The 26298-nt window shown below is 68.9% G+C and carries 30 protein-coding genes; 11 read left to right on the plus strand and 19 right to left on the minus strand.

The genetic code is table 11. From position 1 onward, the window contains the following. Positions 1 to 16: 16 nt before the first annotated feature. The 10 genes from LGR69_RS18825 to LGR69_RS18870 all read right to left on the minus strand — a co-directional run bounded on the left by LGR69_RS18825 (position 17) and on the right by LGR69_RS18870 (position 7427). Complete coding sequence (locus LGR69_RS18825; protein WP_230366957.1) at positions 17 to 1315, minus strand: glutamate-5-semialdehyde dehydrogenase; 1299 nt, start codon at positions 1313 to 1315, stop codon at positions 17 to 19. A 161-nt stretch (positions 1316 to 1476) separates the two neighbouring features. Then, complete coding sequence (proB, locus tag LGR69_RS18830) at positions 1477 to 2592, minus strand: glutamate 5-kinase (protein WP_230366958.1); 1116 nt, start codon at positions 2590 to 2592, stop codon at positions 1477 to 1479. 138 nt (positions 2593 to 2730) lie between these two features. Beyond that, positions 2731 to 3135 carry a type II toxin-antitoxin system VapC family toxin gene (locus tag LGR69_RS18835; protein WP_230366959.1) on the minus strand — a complete coding sequence of 135 codons (405 nt, stop codon included), beginning with the start codon at positions 3133 to 3135 and terminating at the stop codon, positions 2731 to 2733. After that, positions 3132 to 3398: a type II toxin-antitoxin system VapB family antitoxin gene (locus LGR69_RS18840; protein WP_230366960.1), complete on the minus strand. Its 267-nt coding sequence runs from the start codon at positions 3396 to 3398 to the stop codon at positions 3132 to 3134. The genes LGR69_RS18835 and LGR69_RS18840 overlap by 4 nt, the downstream gene beginning before the upstream one ends. 47 nt (positions 3399 to 3445) lie before the next feature. Continuing rightward, a complete protein-coding gene (gene obgE, locus LGR69_RS18845; protein ID WP_091859938.1) occupies positions 3446 to 4480 on the minus strand; it encodes a GTPase ObgE in 1035 nt (344 codons plus the stop codon). 189 nt (positions 4481 to 4669) lie between these two features. Continuing rightward, the gene (locus LGR69_RS18850) at positions 4670 to 5266 is read right to left on the minus strand and encodes a GNAT family N-acetyltransferase (RefSeq protein WP_230366961.1); all 597 of its coding nucleotides are present in this window, start codon (positions 5264 to 5266) and stop codon (positions 4670 to 4672) included. A 185-nt stretch (positions 5267 to 5451) separates the two neighbouring features. Continuing rightward, positions 5452 to 5718, minus strand: coding sequence for a 50S ribosomal protein L27 (gene rpmA, locus LGR69_RS18855; protein WP_007568208.1), 267 nt, complete (start codon positions 5716 to 5718; stop codon positions 5452 to 5454). A 64-nt stretch (positions 5719 to 5782) separates the two neighbouring features. Continuing rightward, positions 5783 to 6097 (minus strand): 50S ribosomal protein L21, encoded by a 315-nt coding sequence (rplU, locus tag LGR69_RS18860; protein WP_007568206.1) that lies wholly within the window; start codon positions 6095 to 6097, stop codon positions 5783 to 5785. 177 nt (positions 6098 to 6274) lie between these two features. Continuing rightward, the gene (locus LGR69_RS18865) at positions 6275 to 6643 is read right to left on the minus strand and encodes a hypothetical protein (protein WP_007568204.1); all 369 of its coding nucleotides are present in this window, start codon (positions 6641 to 6643) and stop codon (positions 6275 to 6277) included. A gap of 163 nt (positions 6644 to 6806) precedes the next feature. Further along, a complete protein-coding gene (locus tag LGR69_RS18870; RefSeq protein ID WP_230366962.1) occupies positions 6807 to 7427 on the minus strand; it encodes a YceI family protein in 621 nt (206 codons plus the stop codon). Positions 7428 to 7579: 152 nt separating this feature from the next. Between LGR69_RS18870 and ruvA the strand changes: the two genes are divergently transcribed. From ruvA to LGR69_RS18915, 9 genes are all read left to right on the plus strand, one after another. Continuing rightward, positions 7580 to 8197 (plus strand): Holliday junction branch migration protein RuvA, encoded by a 618-nt coding sequence (gene ruvA / locus LGR69_RS18875; RefSeq protein WP_007568199.1) that lies wholly within the window; start codon positions 7580 to 7582, stop codon positions 8195 to 8197. A 238-nt stretch (positions 8198 to 8435) separates the two neighbouring features. Then, entirely contained in the window at positions 8436 to 8708 is a 273-nt protein-coding gene (locus LGR69_RS18880; RefSeq protein WP_230366963.1) for a (2Fe-2S)-binding protein, read from the plus strand. A 44-nt stretch (positions 8709 to 8752) separates the two neighbouring features. Then, positions 8753 to 9250, plus strand: coding sequence for a bacterioferritin (gene bfr, locus LGR69_RS18885; RefSeq protein ID WP_230366964.1), 498 nt, complete (start codon positions 8753 to 8755; stop codon positions 9248 to 9250). Positions 9251 to 9398: 148 nt separating this feature from the next. Continuing rightward, positions 9399 to 10196, plus strand: coding sequence for a 4-hydroxy-tetrahydrodipicolinate reductase (gene dapB / locus LGR69_RS18890; protein WP_007568195.1), 798 nt, complete (start codon positions 9399 to 9401; stop codon positions 10194 to 10196). Between the two features lie 27 nt (positions 10197 to 10223). Continuing rightward, the gene (locus LGR69_RS18895; RefSeq protein ID WP_230366965.1) at positions 10224 to 10862 is read left to right on the plus strand and encodes a 2,3-bisphosphoglycerate-dependent phosphoglycerate mutase; all 639 of its coding nucleotides are present in this window, start codon (positions 10224 to 10226) and stop codon (positions 10860 to 10862) included. Beyond that, on the plus strand, positions 10863 to 11516 hold the full coding sequence (locus LGR69_RS18900; protein WP_230366966.1) for an alpha-ketoglutarate-dependent dioxygenase AlkB: 654 nt from the start codon (positions 10863 to 10865) through the stop codon (positions 11514 to 11516). It begins immediately after the preceding gene. A gap of 42 nt (positions 11517 to 11558) precedes the next feature. Next, positions 11559 to 12488: a DUF817 domain-containing protein gene (locus LGR69_RS18905; RefSeq protein ID WP_230366967.1), complete on the plus strand. Its 930-nt coding sequence runs from the start codon at positions 11559 to 11561 to the stop codon at positions 12486 to 12488. Then, positions 12485 to 12886 carry a ribosomal maturation YjgA family protein gene (locus LGR69_RS18910; protein ID WP_230366968.1) on the plus strand — a complete coding sequence of 134 codons (402 nt, stop codon included), beginning with the start codon at positions 12485 to 12487 and terminating at the stop codon, positions 12884 to 12886. The genes LGR69_RS18905 and LGR69_RS18910 overlap by 4 nt, the downstream gene beginning before the upstream one ends. 76 nt (positions 12887 to 12962) lie before the next feature. Continuing rightward, positions 12963 to 13931, plus strand: coding sequence for a hypothetical protein (locus LGR69_RS18915; protein ID WP_230366969.1), 969 nt, complete (start codon positions 12963 to 12965; stop codon positions 13929 to 13931). 264 nt (positions 13932 to 14195) lie between these two features. Here the strand turns inward: LGR69_RS18915 and LGR69_RS18920 are convergent, their stop codons facing one another. Both LGR69_RS18920 and LGR69_RS18925 read right to left on the minus strand, forming a co-directional pair. Then, positions 14196 to 14618: a hypothetical protein gene (locus tag LGR69_RS18920; RefSeq protein ID WP_007568184.1), complete on the minus strand. Its 423-nt coding sequence runs from the start codon at positions 14616 to 14618 to the stop codon at positions 14196 to 14198. Positions 14619 to 14661: 43 nt separating this feature from the next. Next, positions 14662 to 15534 (minus strand): hypothetical protein, encoded by an 873-nt coding sequence (locus LGR69_RS18925; protein ID WP_230366970.1) that lies wholly within the window; start codon positions 15532 to 15534, stop codon positions 14662 to 14664. A gap of 346 nt (positions 15535 to 15880) precedes the next feature. Here LGR69_RS18925 and LGR69_RS18930 point away from each other — a divergent pair, with 346 nt between their 5' ends. Continuing rightward, positions 15881 to 16921, plus strand: a complete 1041-nt coding sequence (locus LGR69_RS18930; RefSeq protein ID WP_007568179.1) for an aspartate-semialdehyde dehydrogenase — start codon at positions 15881 to 15883, stop codon at positions 16919 to 16921. Between the two features lie 77 nt (positions 16922 to 16998). Here the strand turns inward: LGR69_RS18930 and LGR69_RS18935 are convergent, their stop codons facing one another. The 4 genes from LGR69_RS18935 to LGR69_RS18950 form a co-directional block, all read right to left on the minus strand. Further along, positions 16999 to 17721 (minus strand): ABC transporter ATP-binding protein, encoded by a 723-nt coding sequence (locus tag LGR69_RS18935; RefSeq protein ID WP_230366971.1) that lies wholly within the window; start codon positions 17719 to 17721, stop codon positions 16999 to 17001. Next, positions 17714 to 19768 (minus strand): branched-chain amino acid ABC transporter ATP-binding protein/permease, encoded by a 2055-nt coding sequence (locus LGR69_RS18940; RefSeq protein ID WP_230366972.1) that lies wholly within the window; start codon positions 19766 to 19768, stop codon positions 17714 to 17716. The genes LGR69_RS18935 and LGR69_RS18940 overlap by 8 nt, the downstream gene beginning before the upstream one ends. A gap of 5 nt (positions 19769 to 19773) precedes the next feature. Then, positions 19774 to 20646: a branched-chain amino acid ABC transporter permease gene (locus tag LGR69_RS18945; protein WP_007568176.1), complete on the minus strand. Its 873-nt coding sequence runs from the start codon at positions 20644 to 20646 to the stop codon at positions 19774 to 19776. Positions 20647 to 20751: 105 nt separating this feature from the next. Continuing rightward, positions 20752 to 21945, minus strand: coding sequence for an ABC transporter substrate-binding protein (locus tag LGR69_RS18950; RefSeq protein WP_122162641.1), 1194 nt, complete (start codon positions 21943 to 21945; stop codon positions 20752 to 20754). Positions 21946 to 22470: 525 nt separating this feature from the next. Between LGR69_RS18950 and LGR69_RS18955 the strand changes: the two genes are divergently transcribed. Beyond that, complete coding sequence (locus LGR69_RS18955; RefSeq protein WP_230366973.1) at positions 22471 to 24297, plus strand: alkaline phosphatase family protein; 1827 nt, start codon at positions 22471 to 22473, stop codon at positions 24295 to 24297. Between the two features lie 308 nt (positions 24298 to 24605). On the opposite strand, the gene LGR69_RS18960 is transcribed toward LGR69_RS18955, so the two are convergent. The 3 genes from LGR69_RS18960 to LGR69_RS18970 form a co-directional block, all read right to left on the minus strand. Beyond that, positions 24606 to 24887, minus strand: coding sequence for a DUF2312 domain-containing protein (locus LGR69_RS18960; RefSeq protein ID WP_039904239.1), 282 nt, complete (start codon positions 24885 to 24887; stop codon positions 24606 to 24608). 116 nt (positions 24888 to 25003) lie between these two features. Then, a complete protein-coding gene (locus LGR69_RS18965; protein WP_230366974.1) occupies positions 25004 to 25312 on the minus strand; it encodes a DUF1244 domain-containing protein in 309 nt (102 codons plus the stop codon). 61 nt (positions 25313 to 25373) lie between these two features. Next, positions 25374 to 26138, minus strand: a complete 765-nt coding sequence (locus tag LGR69_RS18970; protein WP_230366975.1) for an N-formylglutamate amidohydrolase — start codon at positions 26136 to 26138, stop codon at positions 25374 to 25376. Positions 26139 to 26298: the final 160 nt, after the last annotated feature.

Raw genomic sequence — 26298 nt, forward strand, 5'->3', positions numbered from 1 at the left:
GGGACTTCGGGTCGGATCACGGGCGGATCTGCCCGCTGCCGTGGACGCGGTACTTGAACGTCGTCAGCTGCTCGACACCCACCGGGCCACGGGCATGCATGCGCCCGGTGGCGATGCCGATCTCGGCGCCAAAGCCGAACTCGCCGCCATCGGCGAACTGGGTCGAGGCGTTGTGGGTGACGATCGCCGAATCGACCTCGGCCAGGAAGCGGTTGGCCTCGGCCCGGTCGGCCGTGATGATCGCGTCGGTGTGGTGCGAGCCGTAGGTCTCGATATGCTCGATCGCCGCGTCGATCCCGTCGACCACCCGCGCCGCGATGATCGCGTCGAGATACTCGGTGTGCCAGTCCGCCTCGGAGACGGGGGTCACCCGGGGATCCACCGCCTGTGTCTCGGCGTCGCCGCGCACCGCGCAGCCGACATCGAGCAGGGTGCGGACGAGGGGGGCGAGATGCGTCGCCGCGCAGGCACGGTCCACCAGCAGGGTCTCGGCGGCGCCGCAGACGCTGGTCCGGCGCATCTTGCTGTTGAGCAGCACGGCGAGCGCCATGTCGAGATCGGCGGCGGCCGCCACGTAGACGTGGTTGACGCCGTCGAGATGGGCGAAGACCGGCACCCGGGCCTCGGCCTGGACGCGCTCCACGAGGCCGCGCCCGCCCCGGGGCACGATCACGTCGATGCAGCCGTCGAGGCCGCCGAGCATCAGCCCGACCGCAGCGCGGTCCCGGGTCGGCACGAGTTGGATCGCGTCGGCGGGCAGGCCGGCCTCGGCCAGGCCCTCGCTCATCGCCTTGGCGATCGCCAGGGCGCTGCGATGGCTGTCCGAGCCGGCACGCAGGATCGCGGCGTTGCCGGCCTTGAGGCAGAGCGCGCCGGCATCTGCAGTGACGTTCGGGCGGCTCTCGAAGATGACGCCGATCACGCCGAGCGGCACGGCGATCCGCTCGATCAGCAGGCCGTTCGGCCGCTCGATCGCGGCGAGCTGGCGCCCGACCGGATCGGCCAGCGCCCCGACCTTCTCGACGGATTCGGCGATCGCCGCCAGGCGGCCGGCATCCAGGGCGAGCCGGTCGACCAGCGCGGCGCTCTGGCCGGCTTGGCGGGCCGCGGCGACGTCGCGGGCGTTCTCGCGCAGGATCTCGTCCGCATTCGCCCGCAGCCGCTCGGCGATGAGACGCAGCGCCTGGTCCTTGGTCTGGGCGGAGGCGAGCGCCATGCGCCGGCCGGCGACGCGCGCCCGCCGGCCGATCGCCGCCATCAGCTCCGGCAGGGCCTCGGCCTCGGCGAGATCGGATCTCAGATTCAGGACGGGCACGCTGGCGTCCTCGGTGTTCGGGGGCCGCGAAGACCGGCCCGACAGGGGATGAGCGGGTCTTTGCACATCGGGCAACGGGCCCACAAGTGTGCTGACTCACCGGGCGTGACAGAGATCGCGCCTTCTACAACTAGACAAGAACTGATCGGAATCAGTCCAGTCTAAAATATCGCGAGATCATCGCGATGCACCATCCAGGCCCGGCCCGGATAGTTGAGCAATTCCGGTATGCGCGTGCTCGGATGGCCGATGATGAGGGCCGCCTCGGCGCTGTCATAGGCCACGAGGCCGCGGCCGAGCACGCGGCCCTCGGGATCGCGGATCATCACGGCGTCGCCCCGGGAGAAGCTGCCCTCGATCGCCCGGACGCCCACCGGCAGCAGGCTGGCGCCGCCGAGCAGGGCCTTCGCGGCACCGGCGTCGATGGTCAGCGTCCCGCGCGGCTCCAGGGAGCCGGCGATCCAGGTCTTGCGCGCCGCGGTCGGCGTCGAGCCCGACAGGAACCAGGTGCAGCGCGCACCCTCGCGCACCGCCTTCAGGGGGTTCTTGCCCCGCCCGTCCGCGATGACGAGGTGCGTGCCCCCGGAGGCCGCGATCTTGGCTGCCTCGACCTTGGTGCGCATGCCGCCCCGGGACAGTTCCGAGGCCGGGCCGCCGGCCATTGCCTCGATCTCCGGGGTGATGCGCTCCACCACCGGCAGGTGGCGCGCATCCGGGTCCGATTGGGGCGGCGCCGTGTAGAGCCCGTCGATATCCGAGAACAGCACCAGCACGTCGGCATCGATCATCGTGGCGACCCGGGCGGCGAGCCGGTCGTTGTCGCCGTAGCGGATCTCCGAGGTCGCCACCGTGTCGTTCTCGTTGACCACCGGGACGGCGCGCATCTCCAACAGCTTCAGCACGGTCGCCCGGGCGTTGAGGTAGCGGCGGCGCTCCTCGGTGTCCTGCGGGGTCACCAGGATCTGGCCTGCCACGATGCCGTGATGGCCGAGCGCTTCCGCCCAGTGCCGGGCCAGGGTGATCTGCCCGACCGAGGCCGCCCCCTGGCTCTCCTCCAGCCGCAGGATCCCCGGCGGCAGGCCGAGCACCGTCCGCCCGAGGGCGATGCTGCCGGACGACACGACCAGCACGTCGACGCCCCGCCCGTGCAACTCGGCGATGTCCTCCGCCAGAGCCGCCAACCAGGCGTGGCGCAGCCGGCCGGCATTGCGATCGACCAACAGGGCCGACCCGACCTTGATGACGACGCGGCGGAATTCTTCGAGGGCCGGGATCATAATTCTTCGCAGAGACGAGGCATCGATGCGGTTTGGACGAAGTCCGCGCGAATGAACAGCGTGCGGAAGCGCGACGGCCTTTCGAAGACGCCGAGCCCGGCATTGCCGCGGTCCTGCGGGATTGAACCCCTCGGCCGATCAGGCGCGCGGGTTGTAGGCCGGCACCAGATCAGTGTGGATGAAGTCGTTCCCCTTGAAGAGGAGGGGCACCGCATAGACCTTGGCCACCGCGTAGGCCAGGCAATCGCCGAAGTTCAGGTAGGCAATGTGCCCCTGGCCCTTTCCATATTGCCTGAAGGCATCGGCAGCGGCACGGAAAGCGTCCAGGCCAAAATTCGTGGTTCGGATACTCGGCATCGCGATGAGCCGATCAAGAAACGCATCGGCGAATGTTGGCATCAGCGAACCAAGCACCATGCGTGTTTCTAAAAGCGTCGGCGCTCCGATGATCGCCCGATGACGAACAATCATCTCGGCGAAGATCCGTCCCTCGGGCTCATCGAGAGCAATGGCAACGAGCGCGGAGCTGTCCAGCGCAATCATGCCGGCATGCCGTTCCAATCGTAGAGCCAGCCATGATCGTTTTGAGCTCCGGGAACGATGTGGGGACGTGCCTCGGCCACCAGAGCTCGAAGAGCGTCAAGTTCAGCCTGCTGCGCAAAGTCGAGGCCGCGATCCGGCCCCGTACGACGGTCCAGATCGTGGAGGGCTTTCGCCACTGCATCATCCAAAGAAGTCCCGAGCCGGCCGGCAATGTCGCGGGCCAGCTCAAAATCCTCGTCGCGAATCGTCAGTTGCTGCGTCATCGGGATTTCTCCGACGCCAGATTAGCCCGCGCGTCCCGCCCCGTCACTCACGGCTGCCAAGCCACCGCCGGCCGGGCGTCCGCCTCCGCGGCTGTGCTCGTGTCGATCTCGGTCTGGATCGCCCGGAGCGCTTCCGGCACGCCCTTGCGGCTGGCCGAGGACAGGACCAGCGGCGCCCGGCCGGCGGCGCGCTTCAGCTTGGCGACCTGGCTCTTGAGCGTCTCGGCATCGAGCGCGTCGGCCTTCGAGAGCGCCACGATCTCGGGCTTGTCGGCCAGGCCGTTGCCGTAGGCCTCGATCTCGCCGCGGACGAGCTTGTAGGTCTTGCCGGCATGCTCACTGGTGCCGTCGACGAGGTGCAGCAGCACCCGGCAGCGCTCGACATGCGCCAGGAACTTGTCGCCAAGCCCGACGCCCTCGTGGGCGCCCTCGATCAGGCCGGGAATGTCGGCCAGCACGAATTCGCGGTTGTCCGAGCGCACCACGCCCAGGCCCGGATGCAGGGTCGTGAACGGGTAATCGGCGATCTTCGGCTTGGCCGCGGTGACGCTCGCCAGGAAGGTCGACTTGCCGGCATTGGGCAGCCCGACGAGGCCGGCATCGGCGATCAGCTTGAGCCGCAGCCAGATCCACATCTCCTGGCCTTCCAGGCCCGGATTGGCGTGTTTCGGGGCGCGGTTCGTGGAGGTGGTGAAGTAGGCGTTGCCGAAGCCGCCATTGCCGCCCTTGGCGAGCCGGATCTTCTGGCCAACCTCGGTGAGGTCGGCGATCAGGGTCTCGCCGTCCTCGGCGAAGATCTGCGTGCCGGCCGGCACCTTCAGCACCACGTCGGAGCCGTTGGCGCCGTGGCAGTTCGAGCCCATGCCGTGCTCGCCCTTCTTGGCCTTGAAGTGCTGCTGGTAGCGGTAGTCGATCAGGGTGTTGAGGCCCTCGACGCACTCGACCCAGACGTCGCCGCCGCGCCCGCCGTCACCGCCGTTCGGGCCGCCGAACTCGATGAACTTTTCCCGCCGGAACGAGACGCAGCCGGGACCGCCGTCACCGGAGCGGACATAGACCTTGGCTTCGTCGAGGAATTTCACAGCTCTATCCCTTGTCGAGCACCGTCCCGGATCCGGAATCCGAGCCGATGCTCTAAGTACCTAGGTGGCATCATCATTGTCCGAAAGTCCGAAACCCTTCGGCGATGACGCTCTCCGATGCGGATCAGCGACCCGCACCCTCATTCCGTCGGCGATTGCGCTCCATTGCCAATGTCGAAGGCCGCGCGCTCAAGCCGCCTCCGTCAACACCGCCTCGGCGGCGCAGGCCCGCCACCGGGCCCGATCCAGATGGAACAGGTCCACCGGCAGATCGCCGCCGCGGGCCGGGAACAGCTTCGTGCCGGTGCCGGCATGCACGAACCCGCAGGCCTCCAGCACGCGCCGGGAGGCCGGGTTCACGATCCGCGCCGAGGAGGCGAGATCGGTCCCGCCCGCATAGGCGAAGAACGCATTGCAGAGAGCCCGCACCGCCTCGCGCATCAGGCCGGCGCCCCAATAGGGTTGGCCGAGCCAGTAGCCGAGCTCCGGCGTGCCGTCGCTGCCGGGATGGATGGCGACGACACCGATCAGGCTCGCCGGCGCCGAGCGCCGCGCCAAGGCCAGCGTCAGGCCCGCGCCGGTCGCGTTCTCGGCCCGCGCCTGCAGCAGGAACGCGTCGACCACCGGGGCCGGCAGCGGGTGCGGCACCCGCGCCAGCATCTCGGCCACCGCACGGTCGCCGGCCAGCTTCAGAATGGCGTCCCTGTCCTTGGCCGTCGGCCAGCGCAGCCAGAGCCTGCGCGTCTCGATCCGGAAGACATCGTCGCGGGTGAGATCGGGGAACATCGTGCCCTCGCAGGGCGGCGTTCCCGGCTCCGGGGCACCGCCTCAAGACGACGAAGGGGAGGATGGTGCCCCATCCTCCCCGGTGTTCCGTCCGATCCGTCCCGTGAGGGGCTCGGCATCGACGTCTCCGGTCCGGTGTGGGACACCGGGCGGGACGCCAGCTTCGCCGCTCGGGCGCCCGCCTGTTATTCCGCGGCCTGGGCCAGCGGGGTTACGGCCACGAAGGCGCGCCCGCGGCGCGTCTCGAAGCGGACATGGCCCGGTACCAGCGCGAACAGCGTGTGGTCCTTGCCCATGCCGACATTGCTGCCGGGATGCCATTTGGTGCCGCGCTGGCGCACGATGATGTTGCCCGGAATCACGGCTTCCGAGCCGAACTTCTTGACGCCGAGGCGCCGGCCTTCCGAGTCGCGGCCGTTGCGGGACGAGCCGCCTGCTTTCTTGTGTGCCATGGGATCTGCTCCGAATGCGTGTGGGTCGCGCGGATCGCGGGCCTCGCCTGGGGCCCGCGCTCGATCACGCGGAGATGCCGGTGATGCGCACCACGGTGTGGTGCTGGCGGTGACCGCGCTTGCGGCGCGAGTTCTGGCGGCGGCGCTTCTTGAAGGCGATGACCTTCTTGTCGCGGCCGTGGCTCACGATCTCGCCCGTGACGCTGATGCCCGACAGGGTCGGCGCACCGACCTGCGTGGCGCCCGCACCGTCGGCGAACAGGAGGACCTCACCGAAGGTCACGGTTTCACCGGCCTCGCCCGGCAGGGTGGCGATGGTGATGGTGTCGTTGGCGGCGACGCGGTACTGCTTGCCGCCCGTCTTGATGACTGCGAACATCGTTGCTCTCGTGTTCTCGAACGGCCTCCGGGGCGGCTGCCCCTGGACCGGCTTCTTGTTTGAAGTCATTGCACGGGCGGACCCGGACAACGCGAAACGCGCGGACCTCGTCGAGGAGGCCGCGCGCCATGCCGGGTCAGTAGGGGCGGGGTGGCTCCGTGTCAATCCTGCACAGGGTCAGCGGATCGGTGCGCCGGTCGCCAGGATGCCCTTGGCGACGCTGCCCTGAGGACCGAAGGCGGCCAGCGCCTGCGTGCACCACGCCTCCCGGCCGTCGGCCGCGAGCTGCTGGCGGACCTGCGTCGCCCGGGTCCGCAGCTTCTCCTGGAGGATCGGTTCCTGTGCCGCGCCGACCTTCGTGGCAAGACGCAGGGTCGTCAGCTGCCCGGCCTTCACCTGGATGCCCGGGCAGGCCTGTTCGGCGATGATGGTCGTCGCCGCCGCCTCGGCATAATTGTCGAGCGGGGAGGGCGTGGGCGGCGCAGGCGCTTGCGCGCAGGCCGGACCCGCCAGCACCAGAGACCAGATCAGCCAAGCACCGCGCAACGCTCAGACCTCCATGGCAACGATCGGCGCGCCGACCGCGACGGGCGCGGCCCTCTCGGGCGACCGGTCCGAACTAGGCGCACGACCGGCGCTGCCTATACCGGCCCGGGCGCCAAGGCCATCTCGGCGCCGGCTCGATCTCCCGCCTTCGCGGAGCCGAGACTCAGGGCGCCGCCTTGAACTCGCCCTCGATGCGCAACGACACCTCGTCGCCCAGAGCGGGCAGGTAGGCGTTCACGCCGAAATCCGACCGCTTCACCACGGCGCGCCCGTCGAAGCCGACGGTGTAGCGCTGGTCCACCGGGTGGATGCCCGCCTGGTTGAAGGTCGCGTCGATCGCCAGCGGGCGGGTCACGCCGCGCAGGGTGAGGTCGCCGGTGATCCGCGCGGTGGTCGGGCTCGTCGGCTCGACGGCGGTCGCCGTGAAGGTCGCGCTCGGGAACTTCGCGGTGTCGAAGAAATCCGGCGCGGCCAGGTGCTCGTTCAGGCGCGGGCTGCCGGTGACGACGCCGGCGAGCGGAACGGTGACCTCCAGGCGGCTCTTGTCCGGGGCCTTCGGGTCGAGGTCGAGCTTGCCGGACAGGCCGGTGAACTGACCGTAATAGGTCGAGTAGCCGAGATGGCTGACCGACCACGTGATCTTGCCGTGATCCGGGTCGAGGACATAGGCGCCCGCCCGGACCTGGGTCGGATCCTTGCTCGGGGCGGCTGCGGCCGGGTCGTCCGCCGCCCGGGCGGGACCGAGGCACAGGAGGCCGATCAGGGCGAGTATGGGCGCGCGCATGGTCGTTTCCCCGCTCGTCCGGCCCGGCAGGATCGTCTCGAAGCCTGACCGTTACGGCCCCCTGATTTCACGAAGTGCCCCGGGGCTCAAGCGCGTCTGGCGGACGCGCCCCGGCTTCTATAGGCATCGCCACGACAGCGGACGGGCACAGAATGATCGGCAAGCTCAAGGGCGTGGTGGATTCGTTCGGCGAGGATTTCGTGATCCTCGACGTCTCCGGCGTCGGCTACATCGCACATTGCTCGGCGCGCACGCTCCAGCGCATGCCCAAGGTCGGCGAGGCGGCGGAGCTGTCGATCGAGACCCATGTCCGCGAGGACATGATCCGGCTCTACGGCTTCCGCTCGGATGCCGAGCGGGAGTGGTTCCGCCTGCTCCAGACCGTCCAGGGCGTCGGCGCGCGGGTCGCCCTGGCGATCCTGTCGGTGCTGGAACCCGACGCCCTCGCGAACGCCATCGCCACCGGTGACAAGGGCACGATCAGCCGGGCGCCCGGCGTCGGGCCGCGCCTGGCGGCCCGGCTCACCGCCGAGCTGAAGGACAAGGCCCCCGCCTTCGCCCCGGTCGATCCGGCGCTGATCGCGCTGACCGGCGCCGTCGAGGAGGGCGCCGCCCCGAGACCCGTGGCCGACGCGATCTCGGCGCTGGTGAATCTCGGCTACCCGCAGGTGCAGGCGGCTTCCGCGATCGCGGCGGCCCTGAAGGGCGCGGAGGAGGGGGCCGAGGCCAAGGTGCTGATTCGGCTGGGCCTGCGCGAACTCGCCCGCTGAGGCCGGATGTCCCCCGTGACGCCTCCGATCTTCGAGGCCTCTGACCGGATCTGAGGAATCGCTCGCGACGCAGTGATTGGCTTCGCCTTGACCCGCCGGGGCAGCGGTGCCATCTCCCCGATGACCAGTAAGATATTGAAAAGTCTTCTACTTTTCAGTCGTTCTAATCTGGTAGGTCCGAATTGCCTGGCCCGACGCGTTCGGGTCTGGCCCGAGGAAGACGGGTTCTGCACCGCGCATGATCGTCTGTTCTTGCAACGTCCTGTCCGATGGCGCCGTTCGCAGCTGCCTGTCGCCCGGCCCAGGCTGTCCCCGCACCCCGGCGCAGGTCTATGCCTGCCTCGGCTGCAGCCCGAAATGCGGGCGCTGCGCCCGGACCATCCGGGAGATCATGCGCAATGCGCAGAGAGAAGCGGCGGCCGATCAGGGCAGCCATGAATGCTCCACGGCTTGCGCGAGCGCTTGCAGTTTGGTTTTATTCCAAACTGCGGAGGACGGGATCACGGCGTGACGCCAATGCCCCCCCGCTAGAATAGCTGTAAGGAGTACGGGGGCATGAAGGGCGACACCAAGGTCATCGAGTACCTGAATCGCGGCCTGAAGAGCGAGCTGACTGCAGTCAGCCAGTACTGGCTGCATTTCCGGATGCTCAATGACTGGGGCTATATCGATCTCGCCAAGTTCTGGCGCAAGGAATCGATCGAGGAGATGAACCACGCGGATCGGTTCATCGACCGGATCCTGTTCCTCGACGGCTTCCCGAACCTGCAGGAGCTGGAGCCTCTGCGAATCGGTCAGACCGTGCAGGAGATCATCGAGTGCGATCTCGCCGCCGAGAACGGCGCGCGCAGCCTGTACCTCGAAGCTGCCCAGTACTGCGAATCGATCAACGACCGCGTCTCCGAGCGCCTGTTCGAGGATCTCGCCGAGGACGAGGAAGGCCATATCGACTTCCTCGAGACCCAGCTGGAGCTGATCAAGCAGATCGGCCTGCCGCTCTACGCGCAGAAGCATATCGGCGGTCTCGAGGCGATCGCCCCCGAGAAGGACTGATTGTAACGCAGGCTCCCGCGCCCTTTTCATCGGAGAGAGGCTGCGGGAGCCCCCGCCCGAAACAGTCCCGGCCGGCGTCCAGCCCATTGATGGCGCGCCCGACATCGGCCAGGCTTGTCCGGGACTGAACGACGACAGGACAACATTGATGCGGCTCGTGGTGGTCGGCGCGGACGGGCGCATGGGGCGGATGCTGGTGCGGGCGGTGGCCGAGGCCGAGGGCTGCACCCTCGCGGCGGCGATCGAGCGCGAGGGCTCGCCGGTCCTCGGGCAGGATGCCGGCGTGCTGGCCGGCCTGCCGCCCCTCGACGTTCCGGTCACCGACGACCCGCTGAAGGCCTTCGCCACCGCGGACGGGGTGCTCGACTTCACCGCCCCGGCCGCCACCGTGCAATTCGCCGAGCTGGCCGCCCAGGCCCGCATCGTCCATGTGGTCGGGACCACCGGCCTGTCCGACGACGACCTCGCCAAGCTCCGGGCCGCCGCCTACCACGCGCGCATCGTCCGCTCGGGCAACATGTCGCTCGGCATTAACCTGATGGCCGAGCTGGTGCGCCGGGTCGCCAAGGCGCTGGGCGACGAGTTCGACATCGAGATCGCCGAGATGCACCATCGCATGAAGGTGGATGCGCCCTCCGGCACCGCGCTTCTCCTCGGGGAGGCCGCCGCGGAGGGCCGCGGCGTCGACCTGAAGGACGTGCGGGTCTCGACCCGGGACGGGCATACCGGCGCGCGCCGCCCCGGCGATATCGGTTTCGCCACCCTGCGGGGCGGCTCCGTGGTCGGGGACCACAGCGTGATCTTCGCAGGCGCCGGCGAGACCCTGACCATCAGCCACCATGCCGCCGACCGCGGGCTGTTCGCCGCCGGCGCCGTCAAGGCCGCGCTCTGGGCACACCCGAAGCCGCCGGGGCTCTATTCCATGGCGGATGTGCTCGGGCTCTAGACCACCAACCAGGGATACGATCTGCCGATGGAGCGACTGCTCGTCCTCGCTCGCCATGGCCAGAGCGAGTGGAATCTCAAGAACCTGTTCACCGGCTGGCGCGACCCCGGTCTCACCGAGCGCGGCGTCGACGAGGCGCGTGCGGCCGGTCGAGCCCTGAAGCAGGCGGGCTACGGGTTCGATATCGCCTTCACATCTGAACTCGTCCGGGCGCAGCGCACCTGCGCGCTGATGCTGGAGGAAATGGGCCTCCCGGATCTCGACGTGCAGCGGTCGCAGGCCCTGAACGAGCGCGATTACGGCGACCTCGCGGGGCTCAACAAGGACGATGCCCGCGCCAAATGGGGCGCGGAGCAGGTCCACCTCTGGCGACGCTCCTACGACGTGCGGCCGCCCGGCGGTGAAAGCCTGAAGGACACCGCCGCCCGGGTCCTGCCCTATTACATCGAGACGATCCTGCCCCGGGTGATGGCCGGGCAGCGGGTCCTGGTCGCGGCCCACGGCAATTCGCTGCGCGCGCTGGTGATGGTGCTCGACCATCTCGGCCCCGACACCATCGCCGGCCTGGAGATCAAGACCGGGGAGCCGCTGGTCTACCGGTTGGCCGCCGACACCACGGTCGCCTCCAAGCAGATCCTGGCCCGCGACGGCGAAGCGGACCGCTGATTGGCGACCGAACTCGCGCCGGGCCTGATCCACCATCCGGGCTTCCTCGATCCGGCCGCCCGCGCCCGGCTCGCCGCCGAAGTCGCGGCGGTCCTGGCGGCCGCGCCACCCGTCACCCCGTGCATGCCGCGCACCGGAAAGCCCTTCTCGGTGCGGATGTCGAATGCCGGGCCGCTCGGCTGGGTCTCCGACCGGAGCGGCTACCGCTACCAGCCGAACCATCCGGAGACCGGCCAGCCGTGGCCCGCGATCCCGCCCTGTGCGCTGGCCGCCTGGGACGCGCTGGCGGCGTTTCCGGCACCGCCCGAAGCCTGCCTGATCAACCTCTACGCCCCGGACGCCCGGATGGGCCTGCACCAGGACCGGGACGAGGCCGATTTCTCCGCCCCGGTCGTCTCCCTGTCGCTCGGCGCCACGGCCCTGTTCCGCTACGGCGGCCTGCAGCGCTCGGACCCGACCCGCTCGATCCGCCTCCATCCCGGCGACGCCCTGGTGATCGGCGGCGCCTCGCGCCTGATCCACCACGGGGTCGACCGCCTCTATGCGGTGAACGACCTGCTCGCGGAGAATCCGCTGCCGGGCTTCCTGCCGGATGGCGGGCGCTGCAACCTGACCCTGCGCCGGGTCACCGCCGGCGTCACCGGAAAGCCATGACGGTGATTCGCTCTCTCGGCCGCAACCTTACGGGATCCAGCCATGCGGCCAGCCTCTTTCGCGCGACGTGACAGCGCGGCGGCGCAATGGCCGCCCATCGCCCGGTTCATCGCGGCCGAGCACCGCCTGGGCGACGCCGCTGCCGCCCGCGGGCCCGTCGCGGCGGCGCTCTACGAGTTCCTGCGTTTCGGCGTGAAACAGGGCTGGGCCTGCCTGTTCGGCGGCCTGCTGCTCGCGCTGATGATCGGCACGCGCCTGGTCTGGCCGGCCCACGCGCCGCTTGCGCGCTACGACGCGCTGTTCCTCGCCGCGCTGGCGCTTCAGGCGATCCTGCTCGCGACCAAGATGGAGACCTGGACCGAGGCCAAGGTCATCCTCGTCTTCCACGTCATCGGTACGGTGATGGAGGTGCACAAGACGGCGATCGGCAGCTGGGTCTACCCCGAAATCAGCGCCTTCCGGATCGGCGGTGTGCCGCTCTTCACCGGCTTCATGTACGCCGCCGTCGGCAGCTACCTGGCCCGTGTCTGGCGCCTGTTCGACTTCCGGTTCACCCGGCACCCGAACCTGACTTTTCTGTCGGCCCTCGCGGTGGCGATCTACGTCAACTTCCTGACCGATCACCTGGGTTACGACCTGCGCTACGGCCTCCTGGCGGTTGCGGTGGTCCTGTTCGCGCCGGCCACGATCCATTTCCAGGTCTGGCGATCCCATCGCAGGATGCCGCTCCTCCTCGGCCTGCTCCTCGTGGCGCTCTTCATCTGGTTCGCCGAGAATGTCGGGACCTTCACCGGCACGTGGCTCTACCCGAACCAGAAGCTTCATTGGTCCCCCGTCCCGCTCGCGAAACTCTCGTCCTGGTTCCTACTGATGATCGTGTCCTACACGCTGATCGCGCGGGTGAACGGAATCAGCCGCCTGAGCGCTCGGCCCCTCGCTTCCCCGGCATCGGCGGGCGTGGCCGTGCCATGAGCCGGACACGCTCCCTCGGCGCAGCCGCGGCGTTCATCGGCCTCGGTCTGCTGTTGCGGCTGCCAAAGTGGAATCTGCCCCTGGCGATCCACCATTACGGCGGCGGCATCCTCTGGGGTGCGATGCTGTTCGCGCTCGTTGCTGCCGTGCGGCCACCCGGCTGGCGCGTGCCGGGCTGTTGGGTCGCCGCGGGCGTCATAGCGGCCGGCATCGAAGGCAGCCGCCTGTTGCACGGTGCCGAGCTCGACGCGTTCCGCAGGACGCTGGCCGGCCAGCTGCTTCTCGGCAATATCTTCTCGGCCTGGAACCTGGCGGCCTACGCATGCGGTATCAGTCTCGCCGCGTTGATGATCGTCTCTCCCCGGACCGATCGCGCGTCCGCCTCATTGTCGGCTTGACAGATAATGGCCGCGGGCAGACCCATCGCACGAAGCGGGCCCGCTCGGGTCCTCGCGCGTGGAGAACCGGTTTCCGATGCTGGTGCGTAACCTGACGCTGCGTCTCGGGCGGGTTCTGTCCCTGGCCGTCCTGATGGCCGGGCTCGGATCCGCGGCGTCTGCCGCCGATCCGGTCTATCCACCGGGCTCCCGCTTCGGTTTCGAGCCGCCGGCCGATATGGCGCTGTCGCGGCGCTTCTCGGGCTTCGAGCGCAAGGAGGGCGGCGCCACCCTGTCGGTGGTCGAGCTGCCGCCGAACGCCTTCGCGGAACTGGTCAGCGGATTCACCGACGCCAACCTCCTGAGCCAGGGTTTCGCGGTGGAGAAGCGCGAGGAGGTGAAGGTCGGCGACAACGAGGGCATGCTCTACACTGGCGAGCAGCCCGCCGATCCCAACGCCACCGCACCGGCGATCCGCAAATGGATCCTGGTGGTCGGCACGCCGACCGTGACCGGCCTGATCATCGCCCAGGCTCTGCCGGATGCCGAGACCGAGGAGACGATGCGCAAGCTGGTGACTGGCGTCACCCTGCGCCCGCCGCTCACCCTCGACCAGCAGGTCGAGGCCCTGCCGTTCCGCATCGGCAACATGGCGGGCTTCCGACCGATCCGGGTGCTGGCCGGCAATTCGGTCCTGCTCACGGCGGGCCCGAAGGACCAGATGCAGAATCTGGAACAGCCGATCCTGGTGCTGGCCCAGGCGGTCCAGCAGCCGCCCGCCGCCGAGCAGCGCGACGGCTTCGCCCGGGCGGCCCTGGCCTCGAACCAGACGATGAAGGATTTCGTGATCGAGCGCGCACAGAGCTACCGCTCCAACGGCGTCGACTGGCACGAGATCGTCGCCCGGGCCGTCGACATGCCGACCAACGTTCCCGTGGTCGTCTCACAGACCATCCGATTCAATCCGGACGGGTACCTGCGCGCCCTGGGCGTCGTGCGCGAGGATCAGCGCACCGGCGTGCTGGCCAAGTTCCGTGAAGTCGTCGACAGCGTGCAGGTCAAATAAGCGACGCAGTGCCGAGGCCGCGATCGCCTGCGACGCGGATCGATTACGAAGGGCTCAAGTCGGCGGTCGCCCGACCCTCCTGCCGCACCCTAAGGAGCCCGCGTCTGCGCGCCTCGGAGGAGCGCGCCGGGGCCCACATGGGCCGCTGAAGAACTCCTTTGACGCTCGCACCTCAGGATGCGGCGGTGCGTGACTGAGCCCCAAAAACGCGAAAAACGCGGACCCGAGGGCCCGCGCTTCTCACCGTCAGGGATAGGGCTCGGCTTAGTACGGGCGGCCGTACAGCGGCGAGGTCGGGTCCAGCCGGTCGACGAACGACAGGTCGACGTTGCGGACGGCCGTGGAGCGCGCGCCGATGAACGGGCCGTTGGTGATCGGGTCGGGCAGGATCCCGCGGCCGAAGCGGTCGTTCGGGCCGAAGGCCGGGTTCAGCTGGTTCGACGCGGCGATCAGGTAGGGGTTCAGGGCCGGGTTGCCCGAACCGCCGGCGCCCGGAACGTTCGAAGTCAGGGGCACGTTGCCGGCGTCGAGCCAGCTGCGCGGACGGACGCGGATCGGGAGCGGACGGCTGACGCTGTAGACGCGACCCGGGCCGAAACCCTCCTGGGCCTGGGCGGGCGCAGACGCCAGGGCGCCGAAGCCGGTGGCGGCGATGACGCCGAGAAGAGCGATCTTAAGCGAGCGCATGGCCAACCTTGTCTGTGAGTGCCATCAGTATGGCGACCGAAGCTTAACACTTCGCCGCCTTTGATAGAACGACGCTTGAGTGGGGCTGTGGTTCCGCGAAAATGGCCGAGCTTCGGCGATTTGCCGTATTCTGGCCCCATTTTTTCGTGTGCGATCGCCGACGACCGATCGATCCGGTCGGTTCGGAGGCATCCGCGACCGTCGTTACTGGACATCCCTGATCCGTCCGGGGGGCCATGAAGGCCGCGGTCGCGTCGGGATCCGCCGGGTCGTCGAGGCTCAGCGCATCGACCATGCAGCCCAGGGTTCGCGCCTCGGGGGGATGCCCCAGCGGTGCGCAGAGCCAGCCGTCCAGCCGGAAGGCGGTCTCGCGGCTGACGAAGCCCAAGCAGGTCCGCCGTGTCGGGCCGCCGAGGGTGACCTCCAGTGTCTCCACGGCGCCGAACTTGGTGGCGACCGTGCCGCCCGGCCCGGTGCGGATCACGGCCAGCGCCGGCCCATCGGTCGCGGCCCGCCGGGCCAGCAGGATGAACAGGCCGGGTGCCCGCCCGGCCGCGTCGCCGCGGGTCAGCGTCACCCGAAGGGCCGGGGCTTCGAGCGCCTCGAAGGCACCCCGCGCCAGCGCATCCTCGCGTAGACCGGTCACCGGATCGATCCGGCCGGCCGCGACCCGGACCGGGTCGAGGCCGGGCTCCGAGAGCTCGAACCGCACCGGGGCGGCCGGGGCGGGCGCTTTCGGCGCGGGCGTCGCCGGTACGAACGCCGCCGTGACGGGCATTGCCACCTGCGGCGCCATCGGCGCGTGCCGGGCATAGAGACAGAGACCGGCGATCATCGCCGAGGCGACGACGAGGCGCAGGCCGAGGCCGACCAGCGAGAGGGCGCGCCGACCCTTGGGCGCGCCGGAAGCGCCCACCTCATCTGTGCTCGGTCGGTCGGTCTGCATGATGCCCCGTGCGGACGGCCGCTCGTCCTGGCCGCCCGCGATCATCACCGCGCTAAGTTGATCACCACCCTCCAACCGGCCGTCATGCCCGGCATTCCCGCCACAGGGTGAATCGAGTCTTGCGGCCTCAATCCCGGCCTTGACAGCCCCACGCCTTGGGCGCCTTGCTCGGACAGGCCGTCGCCCCCACTTCGTGAGGGTTCGCGGCCGCGCCCGTTCGCCGGGCGCCCCTTCGGCGCGAACGATCCTTCGGCCGAGTTTGCTGGCAAGAGCGCGGCACCCGGATCGGTCGGGGTTTTCCGCGCGGAGACGAGAGATGGGTTACAAGGTCGCCATCGTAGGCGCCACGGGCAACGTGGGCCGTGAGATGCTGGATATCCTGGCCGAGCGGGCCTTCCCCGCCGACGAGGTCGTGGCGCTGGCCTCGCGCCGCAGCCAGGGTCAGGAAGTCTCCTTCGGCGACAAAACGCTCAAGGTCAAAGCCCTCGACACCTACGATTTCTCCGACACCGACATCTGCCTGATGTCGGCGGGCGGCGAGACCTCCAAGGAATGGTCGCCCCGGATCGGCCAGCAGGGCTGCGTGGTGATCGATAACTCGTCGGCGTTCCGCTACGACGCGGACGTGCCGCTGATCGTCCCCGAGGTGAATGCCGACGCGGTGGTGGGCTTCACCAAGCGCAACATCATCGCCAACCCGAACTGCTCGACCGCTCAGCTGGTCGTCGCCCTCAAGCCGCTGCACGAGGCGGCCACGATCAAGCGCGTCGTGGTCTCGACCTACCAGTCGGTCTCCGGCGCCGGCAAGGAGGCGATGGACGAGCTGTTCAACCAGACCCGCGCCGTCTTCACCGCCGGCGACATCAAGGAAGGCGGCAAGTTCACCAAGCGCATCGCCTTCAACGTCATCCCCCACATCGACGTGTTCATGGAGGATGGCTACACGAAGGAAGAGTGGAAGATGGTCGCCGAGACCAAGAAGATGCTCGACCCGAAGATCAAGCTGACCGCCACCGCGGTCCGCGTGCCGGTCTTCATCGGGCATGCGGAGGCGGTGAACGTCGAGTTCGAGCGTCCGCTCTCGGCCGAGAAGGCCACCGAGATCCTGCGCTCGGCGCCGGGCGTCCTGGTGATCGATAAGCGCGAGAACGGCGGCTACATGACCCCGCACGAGGCGGCGGGCGAGGATGCCACCTACATCTCGCGCATCCGCGAGGACGCGACCATCGAGAACGGCCTGAACTTCTGGTGCGTGTCGGACAACCTGCGCAAGGGCGCCGCGCTCAACACGGTGCAGATCGCCGAGGTGCTGGTGAACCGCAAGCTGCTGAACCGGGCCAAGCCCAAGGCCGCGTAAAGCAGCAAGAGTCTGAAGTTGGGCGGCCGCGATCGGAGACGATCGCGGCCGTTGCCGTTTTCAGGGCTGCGATCGGCTCAGTGGCCGCCGCCGAGATAGGCCGCCCGCACCGCCGGGTCGCTCTTGAGCTGGGCCGCCGGGCCCTGGAAGCGGATCCGGCCGTTCTCCAGCACGTAGGCGTGGTCGGCGACGCCGAGCGCCGCCATGGCGAATTGCTCGACCAGCAGCATCGTCACGCGCTCCTCCTTGAGCTGGCGGATGATGCGGAAGACCTCCTCCACCAGCTTGGGCGCCAGCCCCATGGAGGGCTCGTCCAGCAGCAGGATCTCGGGTCGCAGCATCAGGGCGCGGCCCATGGCGAGCATCTGCTGCTCGCCGCCCGAGAGCGTCCCGGCCAGCTGGGTGCGCCGCTCCTTGAGGCGCGGGAACAGGCTGAAGGCGCGCTCGCGGTCGGCGGCGACATTGCCCTTCGGCCGGGACCCGGTCAGCCGCGGGAAGGCGCCGAGCGTCAGGTTGTCCTCCACCGACAGGGTCGGGAACACCCGGCGGCCCTCCGGCGAATGCGCCAGCCCCTCGCGGGCGACGTCGTGGCTGTCGAGCCCGCCGATGTCGCGGCCGTTCAGGCGGATCGTGCCGGCGCGCGGGCGGATCATCCCTGAGAGCGCACGCATGGTCGTGGTCTTGCCGGCGCCGTTGGAGCCGATCAGCGTGACCACCTGGCCCTTCGGCACCTGGAACGTGAGGCCGTGCAGGACCTCGATCTGGCCGTAGCCGGCGTGGAGATCGGAGACCTCAAGCATGGGCGTGCTCCGGGCTGCTGCCGCCCATGTCGTCGGGGGCGCCGAGATAGGCCTCGATCACCTTGGGATCCTGCTGCACCGCGCGGGCGCCGCCCTCGGCGATCTTGTGGCCGAAATCCAGGACGCTGACCCGGTCGCACAGGCCCATGACCACGTCCATGTGGTGCTCGATCAGGATCACCGTGATGCCGGCGTCGCGGATCTTGCGGATGATCGCCACGAGGTCGGCGATGTCGGGCGCGGTGAGGCCGGCGGCCGGCTCGTCGAGCAACAGGAGCACGGGGTCGAGGGCGAGGGCGCGGCCGATCTCGAGCAGGCGCTGCTTGCCGTAGGGCAAGTTGCGCGCCTCCTCCTGGGCGAGGGCGCCGAGCCCCATGAAGTCGAGGATCGACATGGCCCGGGCGCGGGCCTCGCGCTCCTCGCGCCGGCGGCGGGGCGTACCGAGGATCGCGTCGAAGATCGTGCCCCGGAAGGTGTGGTGCAGGCCGACCAGCACGTTCTCGAGCGCGGTCATCTCGTGGAACAGCTGCACGTTCTGGAAGGTGCGGGCCACCCCCGACAGGGCGATCTCGGAGGGCGTGCGCCCGTCGAGGCGCCGGCCGCCGGCCACCGCCAGCGTCACCGAGCCGGCCGTGGGCTTATAGATGCCGGTGAGCACATTCATCATCGTGCTCTTGCCCGAGCCGTTCGGCCCGATGAGGCCGTGGATCGTCCCCGGCTTCACGGTGAGGTCGATCCCGGCGAGCGCCTTCAGGCCGCCGAACTGCATCAGCACCTGCTCGAACTTCAGCAGCGCGTCCCCGCCTGCATCGCCGCGCTGGGCGATCAGCGCCGCGCCGCCGGCGGCGAGGTCGCGGCCCTCCGCCGTGTGGGCCGGCCGCAGCGCCGGGATCTTCTGGCGCAGGAAGCCGACGATGCCGTCCGGCAGGTAGTAGACCACGAACAGGATCATCAGGCCGAAGACCGTCAGGCGGAAATCGGTGACCGATTGCAGCGCCAGGGTCGCCGGCAGGAACAGCACGCACAGCACCACCGGCACCAGGATCGCGTAGCGGTTCGGCTGCTTGCGGATGAAGGCGAGGGCGCCGACGATCACGGCCGCGGCCGCGATGAGGCCTGCCATGATCCGAACGAGCTCGATATCGGCCAGGATGTTGGGCATCATCACGATGATCGCGGAGCCGATCAGCGGCCCGGAGCGCGACTTGCGCCCGCCCATGGTGACGGCGAGCAGGAATAGCACGGTGAGCTCGAAGCCGTATGAGTTCGGCGCGACGTAGCGCTCGGACCAGGCGAACAGCGCCCCCGCGAGGCCGGCGAGCGCCGCCGAGACCACGAAGGCGTAGACCTTGTAGCGATAGACGCTGACGCCCATGCAGTCGCAGGCGATCGGCGAGTCGCGCAGCGCCTCGAAGGCCCGACCGAAGGGCGAGCGCACAACCCGGTTCACCACCAGGATGGTGAGCAGCAAAGCCGCGCAGACGAGATAGTAGAATTCCAGCTTGCGCCCGGCCGCGCCCCAGGGCGCCTGCATGCCGATCAGCGAGAAGTCGAGCACCCGGGCCGGCGGCAGGGTGATGCCAAGCGGCCCGTTGGTGATCGGGGTCAGCTCGTTGATGAAGATCTGGATGATCGTGCCGAAGGCCAGGGTCACCATCGCCAGGTAGGGCCCGGTCACCCGCAGGGCCGGGACCGCCAGCAGGACGCCGAAGGCCGCCGTGACGCCGATGCCGGCGAGCAGCCCCAGCCAGATGCCGATCTTGAAGTGCAGGAACAGCGTCGCGGCCGCGTAGGCCCCGATGCCGAACAGGCCGGCATGGCCGAGGGAGACCTGGCCGGTATAGCCGACCACGATGTCGAGCCCGAGGATCAGGATCGCGTAGATCGCGATCACGGTCAGCAGGTGGATGTAATAGGTGCTCGTCACCACCAGGGGGAACGCCACCAGGGCGACGACCAGCAGCACGGCGCCGATCAGCCCGAGGCCGCGGGCATTCGTGGCGGGCGGGTGCGCGGCGGCGGCGGGCGCGAGGGCGGAATGCGCCATGACGGTCAGACCTTCTTGATCACGGCCTTGCCGAACAGGCCGACCGGGCGGATCGAGAGCACAACGAGGAGGAGGATCAGGCCCGGCACGTCCTTGTAGCCGGTCGAGATGTAGAAGCCGGTCAGCGTCTCTGCGACGCCAAGGATGAGGCCGCCGACGATCACGCCGAGGCCGGATTCGAGCCCGCCGATGATCGCCACCGCGAAGGCCTTAAGCGCGAGCACCGCCCCCATCGTGGCGCCGGTCAGCGTCACCGGGGCGACGAGCACCCCCGCGAAGGCCGCCGTCATGGCGCTGATCGAGTAGGACAGGGTGATGATCCGCTTGGTGTTGATGCCCATCAGGCCGGCGGCGTCGATGTCGTTCGAGGTGGCGACGACCGCCTTCCCCCAGATCGACTTGCGGTTGAAGATCTCGACGCAGAGCATCATCAGCAGCGCGCCGGCGACGATCAGCATCTCCATCGGCAGCACGCGGATGCCGCCCATCTCCACGGCCGCGTCGGGCAGCGGGGAGGGGAATTTCAAATCGTCCCGGCCCCAGATGTTCTCCGCGAGGTTCCGGAAGATGATGCCGAGCGCGATGGTGGCCATGATCCACCCGTACTCGGACTTGATCTTGATCGCCGGGCGGACCGCGAGGCGCTCGACCACCGCCCCGAGGGCGAAGCCGAAGACCAGCACCAGCGGGATCATCAGCCAGTAGCCGGTGAACGGCGCCAGCGTCAGGCCGAATAGGGCGCCGAGCGCCAGGGCCTCGCCCTGGCCGAAATTCAGGGTCTTCGAGGTGGCGAAGGTGAGCTGGTAGCCGAACGCGATGGCGGCGTAGATCATGCCGACCGCGACGCCCGAGGCGACGAGCTGAAGGAAGATGGTCATGGTGTCGAAGCCGTCCCAGGCGTCACGGGGTAGGCGGGCAGCCGGCCGTTCTGGCTCAGCTGCCCGTCGTTCGGACCCGTGCCGGGGGGCACGGATCCGCGCGCGTCAGTTCGAGGACTTTTCCTTGACGCGGACGACGCCGGCGTTCTTCGCGTCTTCCGGCTTGGCGTAGACGATCTTGCCGTCCTGGACTTTGCCGAACACGACCATGTTGCGCGAGATCGCGTTGTGGTCCTTGGCGGTGAACGGGTGATCGTAGGTGGTCACCACGCCCTCGACCTTGGTGTTCAGGTTCTCGAGCGCTTCGCGGATCTTCGGGCCGTTGGTCGAGCCGGCCTGCTTGATCGCCGCGGCGATCAGGTAGACCGAATCGTAGCCCTGGGCGCCGGCTACCGGGGTCGGGATCTTGGTCACGCCGTAGGTCTTGTAGTAATCGTCGAGGAACGACGCACGCTTGGCCAGCGTCTTATCCTCGATGAACGTCTGGGGCATGATCACGCCGTTGCCGTTGGTGCCGGCGATATCGATGAAGCTCTGCATCGAGGCCGGCCAGGACGCGATGATCGGCACCTTCCAGCCGAGCTTGGCCATGCCGTTGGCGACCTGGGCCAGCTCCGGGCCGATGCCGTAGGCGAGGATCACGTCGGCGCCGGCCTGCTGCGACTTCAACAGCTGGGCCGTCATGTCGACGTCCTTGATGTTGAACTTCTCCACCGCGACCGGCTTCACGCCCTTGGTCGCGAGGTACTTCTCGATATCCTCGCGGCCGAGCTGGCCGTAATTCGTCGAATCCGCCAGGATGGCGATCTTCTTGAAGTTCTGCGCCAGCGCCTCGTCGACCATCATGCCGGCCTGGAGGACGTCGTAGGCCGAGTTCCGGAAGACGTAATTGACGTCGTAATCCGGCTCCTTGAACTGATTGGTGATCACCGTGCCGGTGGCGACGTTGTTGAACACCGGGATCTCGGCTTCCTGGTAGAAGCGCTGGGCGGCCAGGGCGACGCCGGTGTTGATGAAGCCCACCGTGGCGACGACCTTCTCCTTGTTGATCAGTTCCTGCGCGACCTGGGCGCCGACCTCGTTCTTGGCCTCGTCGTCGCGCTCGATCAACTGGATCGGGCGGCCGAGCACGCCGCCGTTCTTGTTGATCTCGGCGGCGGCCAGCTTGGCGCCGTCGCGCATCGAGACGCCCATGGACGAGGAGCCGCCCGTATAGGGGCCGGTGAGCCCGATCTTGATCGGGTCGGCGGCCTGCGCCGGCACGAGCCCCAAAGCCGTGGCGCCGAGCAGGGCGCCCATAAGGGCGCGTTTCGTCAGGATCATCGTTTCCTCTCCCAAGCGCGTCCCGGGCCGCGTTTCGATCGGCGGATCCCGTTGTGGCGTATCGATCGTGTTGGATCCGCTGTGCGCCTGCAGTCGACGCGCCGATCAAGGCCGCGTCTCAAGAGCGTTCAAGCGTCCGCGGGCTGCCCTTCAATGTGGCATACCGGATGCGGTTACTCACTCTTTCAGCAAAGATCGCGCTAACGTCAAGGTCTCAGCGACGACGTTACGCGACGGCCGCCGTTCTCTGTGGAAGAGGCGCGGTCCTCAGCATTTAACCGCCGGCACGATCATGTGAATGGACCGGGCGAGGGCGGATTAAGACTCGGCCCGGTACGTATTTCCGCGGTTCTCCGGGGCGGCTTCAGCCGATCGCCCAGTCTTGCGCCTATCTGGCGGCTGAACCCCTGCAGGCCTGGCAGCGCTCAAACGCCGGGTCCCTGTCATGGCGCTGTAATCTTCGCCGGCCACGCCGCTGCCCGGATCGGTCGGAGATTCGTCATGCGTCGCGTCATCGTTGCCTGCCTCGTCGGATTGTGCGCCTCCGGCGCCGCCCGTGCCGAGACGCGGCCCCACAACGTCATCCTGTTCGTGGCCGACGGCCTCCGGGCCGGGATGGTGAACCCGCAATCCGCGCCGACCATGGACCGGCTGATGAAGACCGGCGTGCGCTTCACCAACACGCACTCGATGTTCCCGACCTTCACCATGCCGAACGCCACCGCGATGGCGACCGGCCACATGCTGGGCGATACCGGCCAGTTCGGGAACACGATCTACACCGCTTTCCCGGTGCCCGGCGCCGGCGACAGCCTGACCCCGTTCCTGGAGAGCGACCCGGTGCTCGGCGACGTCGACGAGCACTTCGCCGGCAATTACCTCAACGAGGAGACGATCCTGAAGGCCGCCCGGGCCAAGGGCTTCTCCACCGCCAGCATCGGCAAGCTCGGGCCGTCCCAGGTCTTCGACCACACCGAACGCACCGGCCAGTACAACATCCACATCGACTACAGCACCGGCCGGGCCGGCGGCATCCCGCTCGGCGACGCGTTCCGCGCCCGACTCAAGGAGGTCAACCTGCCGGATCAGGCGCCGACCCGCGGGGCGAACGGCCAGGCCGGCACCGCCGAGACGCCCGGCACGGTCGCGGCCAATGTCGGGCAGCAGGGTTATTTCGCCGCCGTCGCGACCAAGGCCGTGCTGCCGCTGTTCAAGGCCCGGCAGAAGCCGTTCGTGCTGGTGTTCTGGTCGCGCGACCCCGATGGGACGCAGCACAACCAGGGTGACAGTCTCGGGCGGCTGGTGCCCGGCATCAACGGGCCGACGAGCCTGGCCTCCATCCGCAACGCCGACGACAACCTCGCCACCCTCCAGGCCGCCCTGCGCGAGCAGGGCCTGGCCGAGACCACGGACATCGTCCTCACCTCGGATCACGGCTTCTCCACGATCTCGAAGGAGAGCGCGACGAGCTTCGCCGCGTCGCAGACCTACAAGGGCGTGCCGGCCAAGCAGCTGCCGCCGGGCTTCCTCGCCATCGATCTCGCCCACGACCTCGGCATGACCCTGTTCGATCCGGACGCGAAGGGCGCGAAGCTCGATGCCGGGGTTTTCCCGAGCCGGGCCAACGGCCTGATCGGTTCCGATCCGGCCAAGCCCGACGTGGTGGTCGCGGCCAATGGCGGCTCGGACCTCGTGTACGTGCCGAGCAACGACAAGGCGCTCGCCCGCAAGGTGGTCGAGGCCCTGTCGCGCCAGGATTACGTCAGCGGCCTGTTCGTCAGCGACTCCCTCGGGGCGATCCCCGGAACCCTGCCGCTCTCGTCCATCGCCCTCGACGGGTCGGCCCTGACCCCGATGCCGGCGATCGTGGTGAACTTCCGCAGCTTCTCGACCGGCTGCGCCGATCCCACCACCTGCGGCGTCGAAGTATCGGACACCACCCTGCAGCAGGGCCAGGGCATGCACGGCAGCTTCGCGCGCTCGGACACCCGCAACGTCATGGGCGCGGTCGGCCCGAGCTTCCGGGGCGGCCTGGAAAGCGACATCCCGGCGAGCAACGCCGATCTCGGCAAGACCATCGCCCGGATCCTGGATCTCGACATCCCCAACAAGGGCAAGCTGGTCGGCCGCGTCCTGACCGAGGCGATGGTCAACGGCGCCAAGCCGGCGGCCCAGAAGCATATCCGCCGCTCGGAGCCGGACGCCGCCGGCATCGTGACGGTGCTGAACTACCAGACAGTCGGCGAGACCCGGTATTTCGACGCCGCCGGATATCCGGGCCGGACCCTGGGCCTCGTCGAGGAGACGCACGCCGCGGGCGGGCATTGAACGCTCATCCAACCCGCCTTTGCCATCCGCCACCTCATCCCGAGGTGGCGTAGCAAGGCGGAGCCCTCGAAGGAGACCTTCAGCCTGCCGCGCGATCCCTGGACGCTCCTTCGAGGCTCACTGCGTTCGCACCTCAGGATGAGGGCGCGAATCGGGATTTCCAGTCGAACACTCTTCGGGGTTTGGGGCGGCGCAACCCTCAAGCTGAGACCCGAACGAGAAAAGGCCGCACCTGTTTGGGTACGGCCTTTTGCAGTCTCAACGTGATCCATCCGCCGACCGGCTATCCGGCTCGGCGGCGGCTGGGGCTACGCCATGCCGAGGGCCTGCATGTAGAGCTCGAGGATCGCCTCCTGCTCCTGGCGCTCGCTGTGATCCTGCTTGCGGATCCGGATGATCGTGCGCACCGCCTTCGCATCGAAGCCGCGGCCCTTCAATTCGGCGAACACCTCCTTGATGTCGCCCATGATGCCGGCCTTCTCCTCCTCGAGGCGCTCCAGGCGCTCGATGAACTGCTTCAGCTCGTCGGCGGCCACGCCCTCGGCCGACGAAACGTCGCCGCCGGGCCGCTGGGCTGCTGCGGTGGGCATCGAATGGGCGTTCATGGGGCTCTCCGGGATGCGCGGCGCGGTTGCGCCCTGGACCGGTGGTTAACGGGCCGAACTTACCGGAAGCTTAGCCGATTCTCGCGGCCCCTCTCGGCCGGTCAGTGATCCTTGGTTTGCGACGCCGAAAAACCCGCCTGCTGCTTGGGGCTCGCCTCGGTCTGGTGCTTCGCCTTCCAGTCGCTGTAGGGCATCCCGTAGACCGCCTCGCGGCTCTCGTCCTTGGTGAGCGGCACGCCCTTTTCGTCGGCGGCATCCTTGAGCCAGTTCGACAGGCAGTTCCGGCAGAAGCCCGCCAGGTTCATCAGGTCGATGTTCTGCACGTCGGTGCGGGTGCGCAGATGCGACACGAGCCGGCGGAACACCGCGGCTTCGAGTTCGGTCTGGGTCTGCGGGTCGATCTCGGGCATCGTGGGAAACGCTTTCAGGTGAGGGCCGTCGGCACGGATCTCGGGATCGGCCGCGTCCGGATCAAGCCGCGATCAGCGGGCGCAGGATGCGGGCGAAGCGCTCGGCCCATTCCTCCTGGCCGGCCGCGCCGGCGATGAGGTCCTGGCGGATCTCCACCAGGGCGTTGGGCAGGCCGCGGGCGGTGGCGTGGCGGTCGATCGTGTCGCCCGGCAGGCCGCCGCCATAGGGCTGGTTGTCGCCGACCGTGAGACCGGCCGGATCCGCCTCGAGCGCCGCGATCAGCGGCCGGGCGAAGCGCTCATCCCGGTCGTACAGGATGCCGACCTGCCAGGGCCGGGCGATGCCGCGCCAATAGGGCGTGAAGCTGTGCATGGTCAGGATCACCGGCGGGCGCCCGGCAGCCTCGGCAGCCGCCACCGCCTCGTCGATCGCCGCATCGAACGGCGCGTAGAAGCGCGCGATCCGGGCCTGCTTGCCGGCTTCGTCGATCCGGGCGTTGCCCGGCACCACGGCGCCGTCGGACAGGCGCATCACCAGGGTCGGGTCGGATCGGCCGCGGTTCGGGTCGATGATCAGGCGAGAAAAGTTCGTGAGGATCGCCGGCACGTTCAGCCGGGCCGCGAGCCCGCGGGTCACCGCCGCCGCGCCGATATCGTAGGCGATGTGCCGGCCGAACTCGGATTCCGGCACGCCGAGCTCGATATCCGCGGGCACGAAGTTCGACGCGTGGTCGCAGGCGATCACGAGGCCGCAGGCGGGATCACCCGGGATGATCTCGCACGGGTGCGGGGCCGGGGGGCGCGCTTCGATCTCCGGACGGGTCACGGGGCTCCGAGGGTTGGATCTGTGGGACGGCGCCGATCGCGCTTGCCGTGAGGCGGCGGCTCGGGCAGATCACCTGACAAGGCGCGATGCCTATCAAAGAACGTGCGCTCACGGCAACAAACGGGCCCGCCGCCCACCAATGAATGGGCGGGGATCGCAC

Source organism: Methylobacterium brachiatum, assembly GCF_020523825.1.
Lineage (GTDB): Bacteria > Pseudomonadota > Alphaproteobacteria > Rhizobiales > Beijerinckiaceae > Methylobacterium > Methylobacterium brachiatum.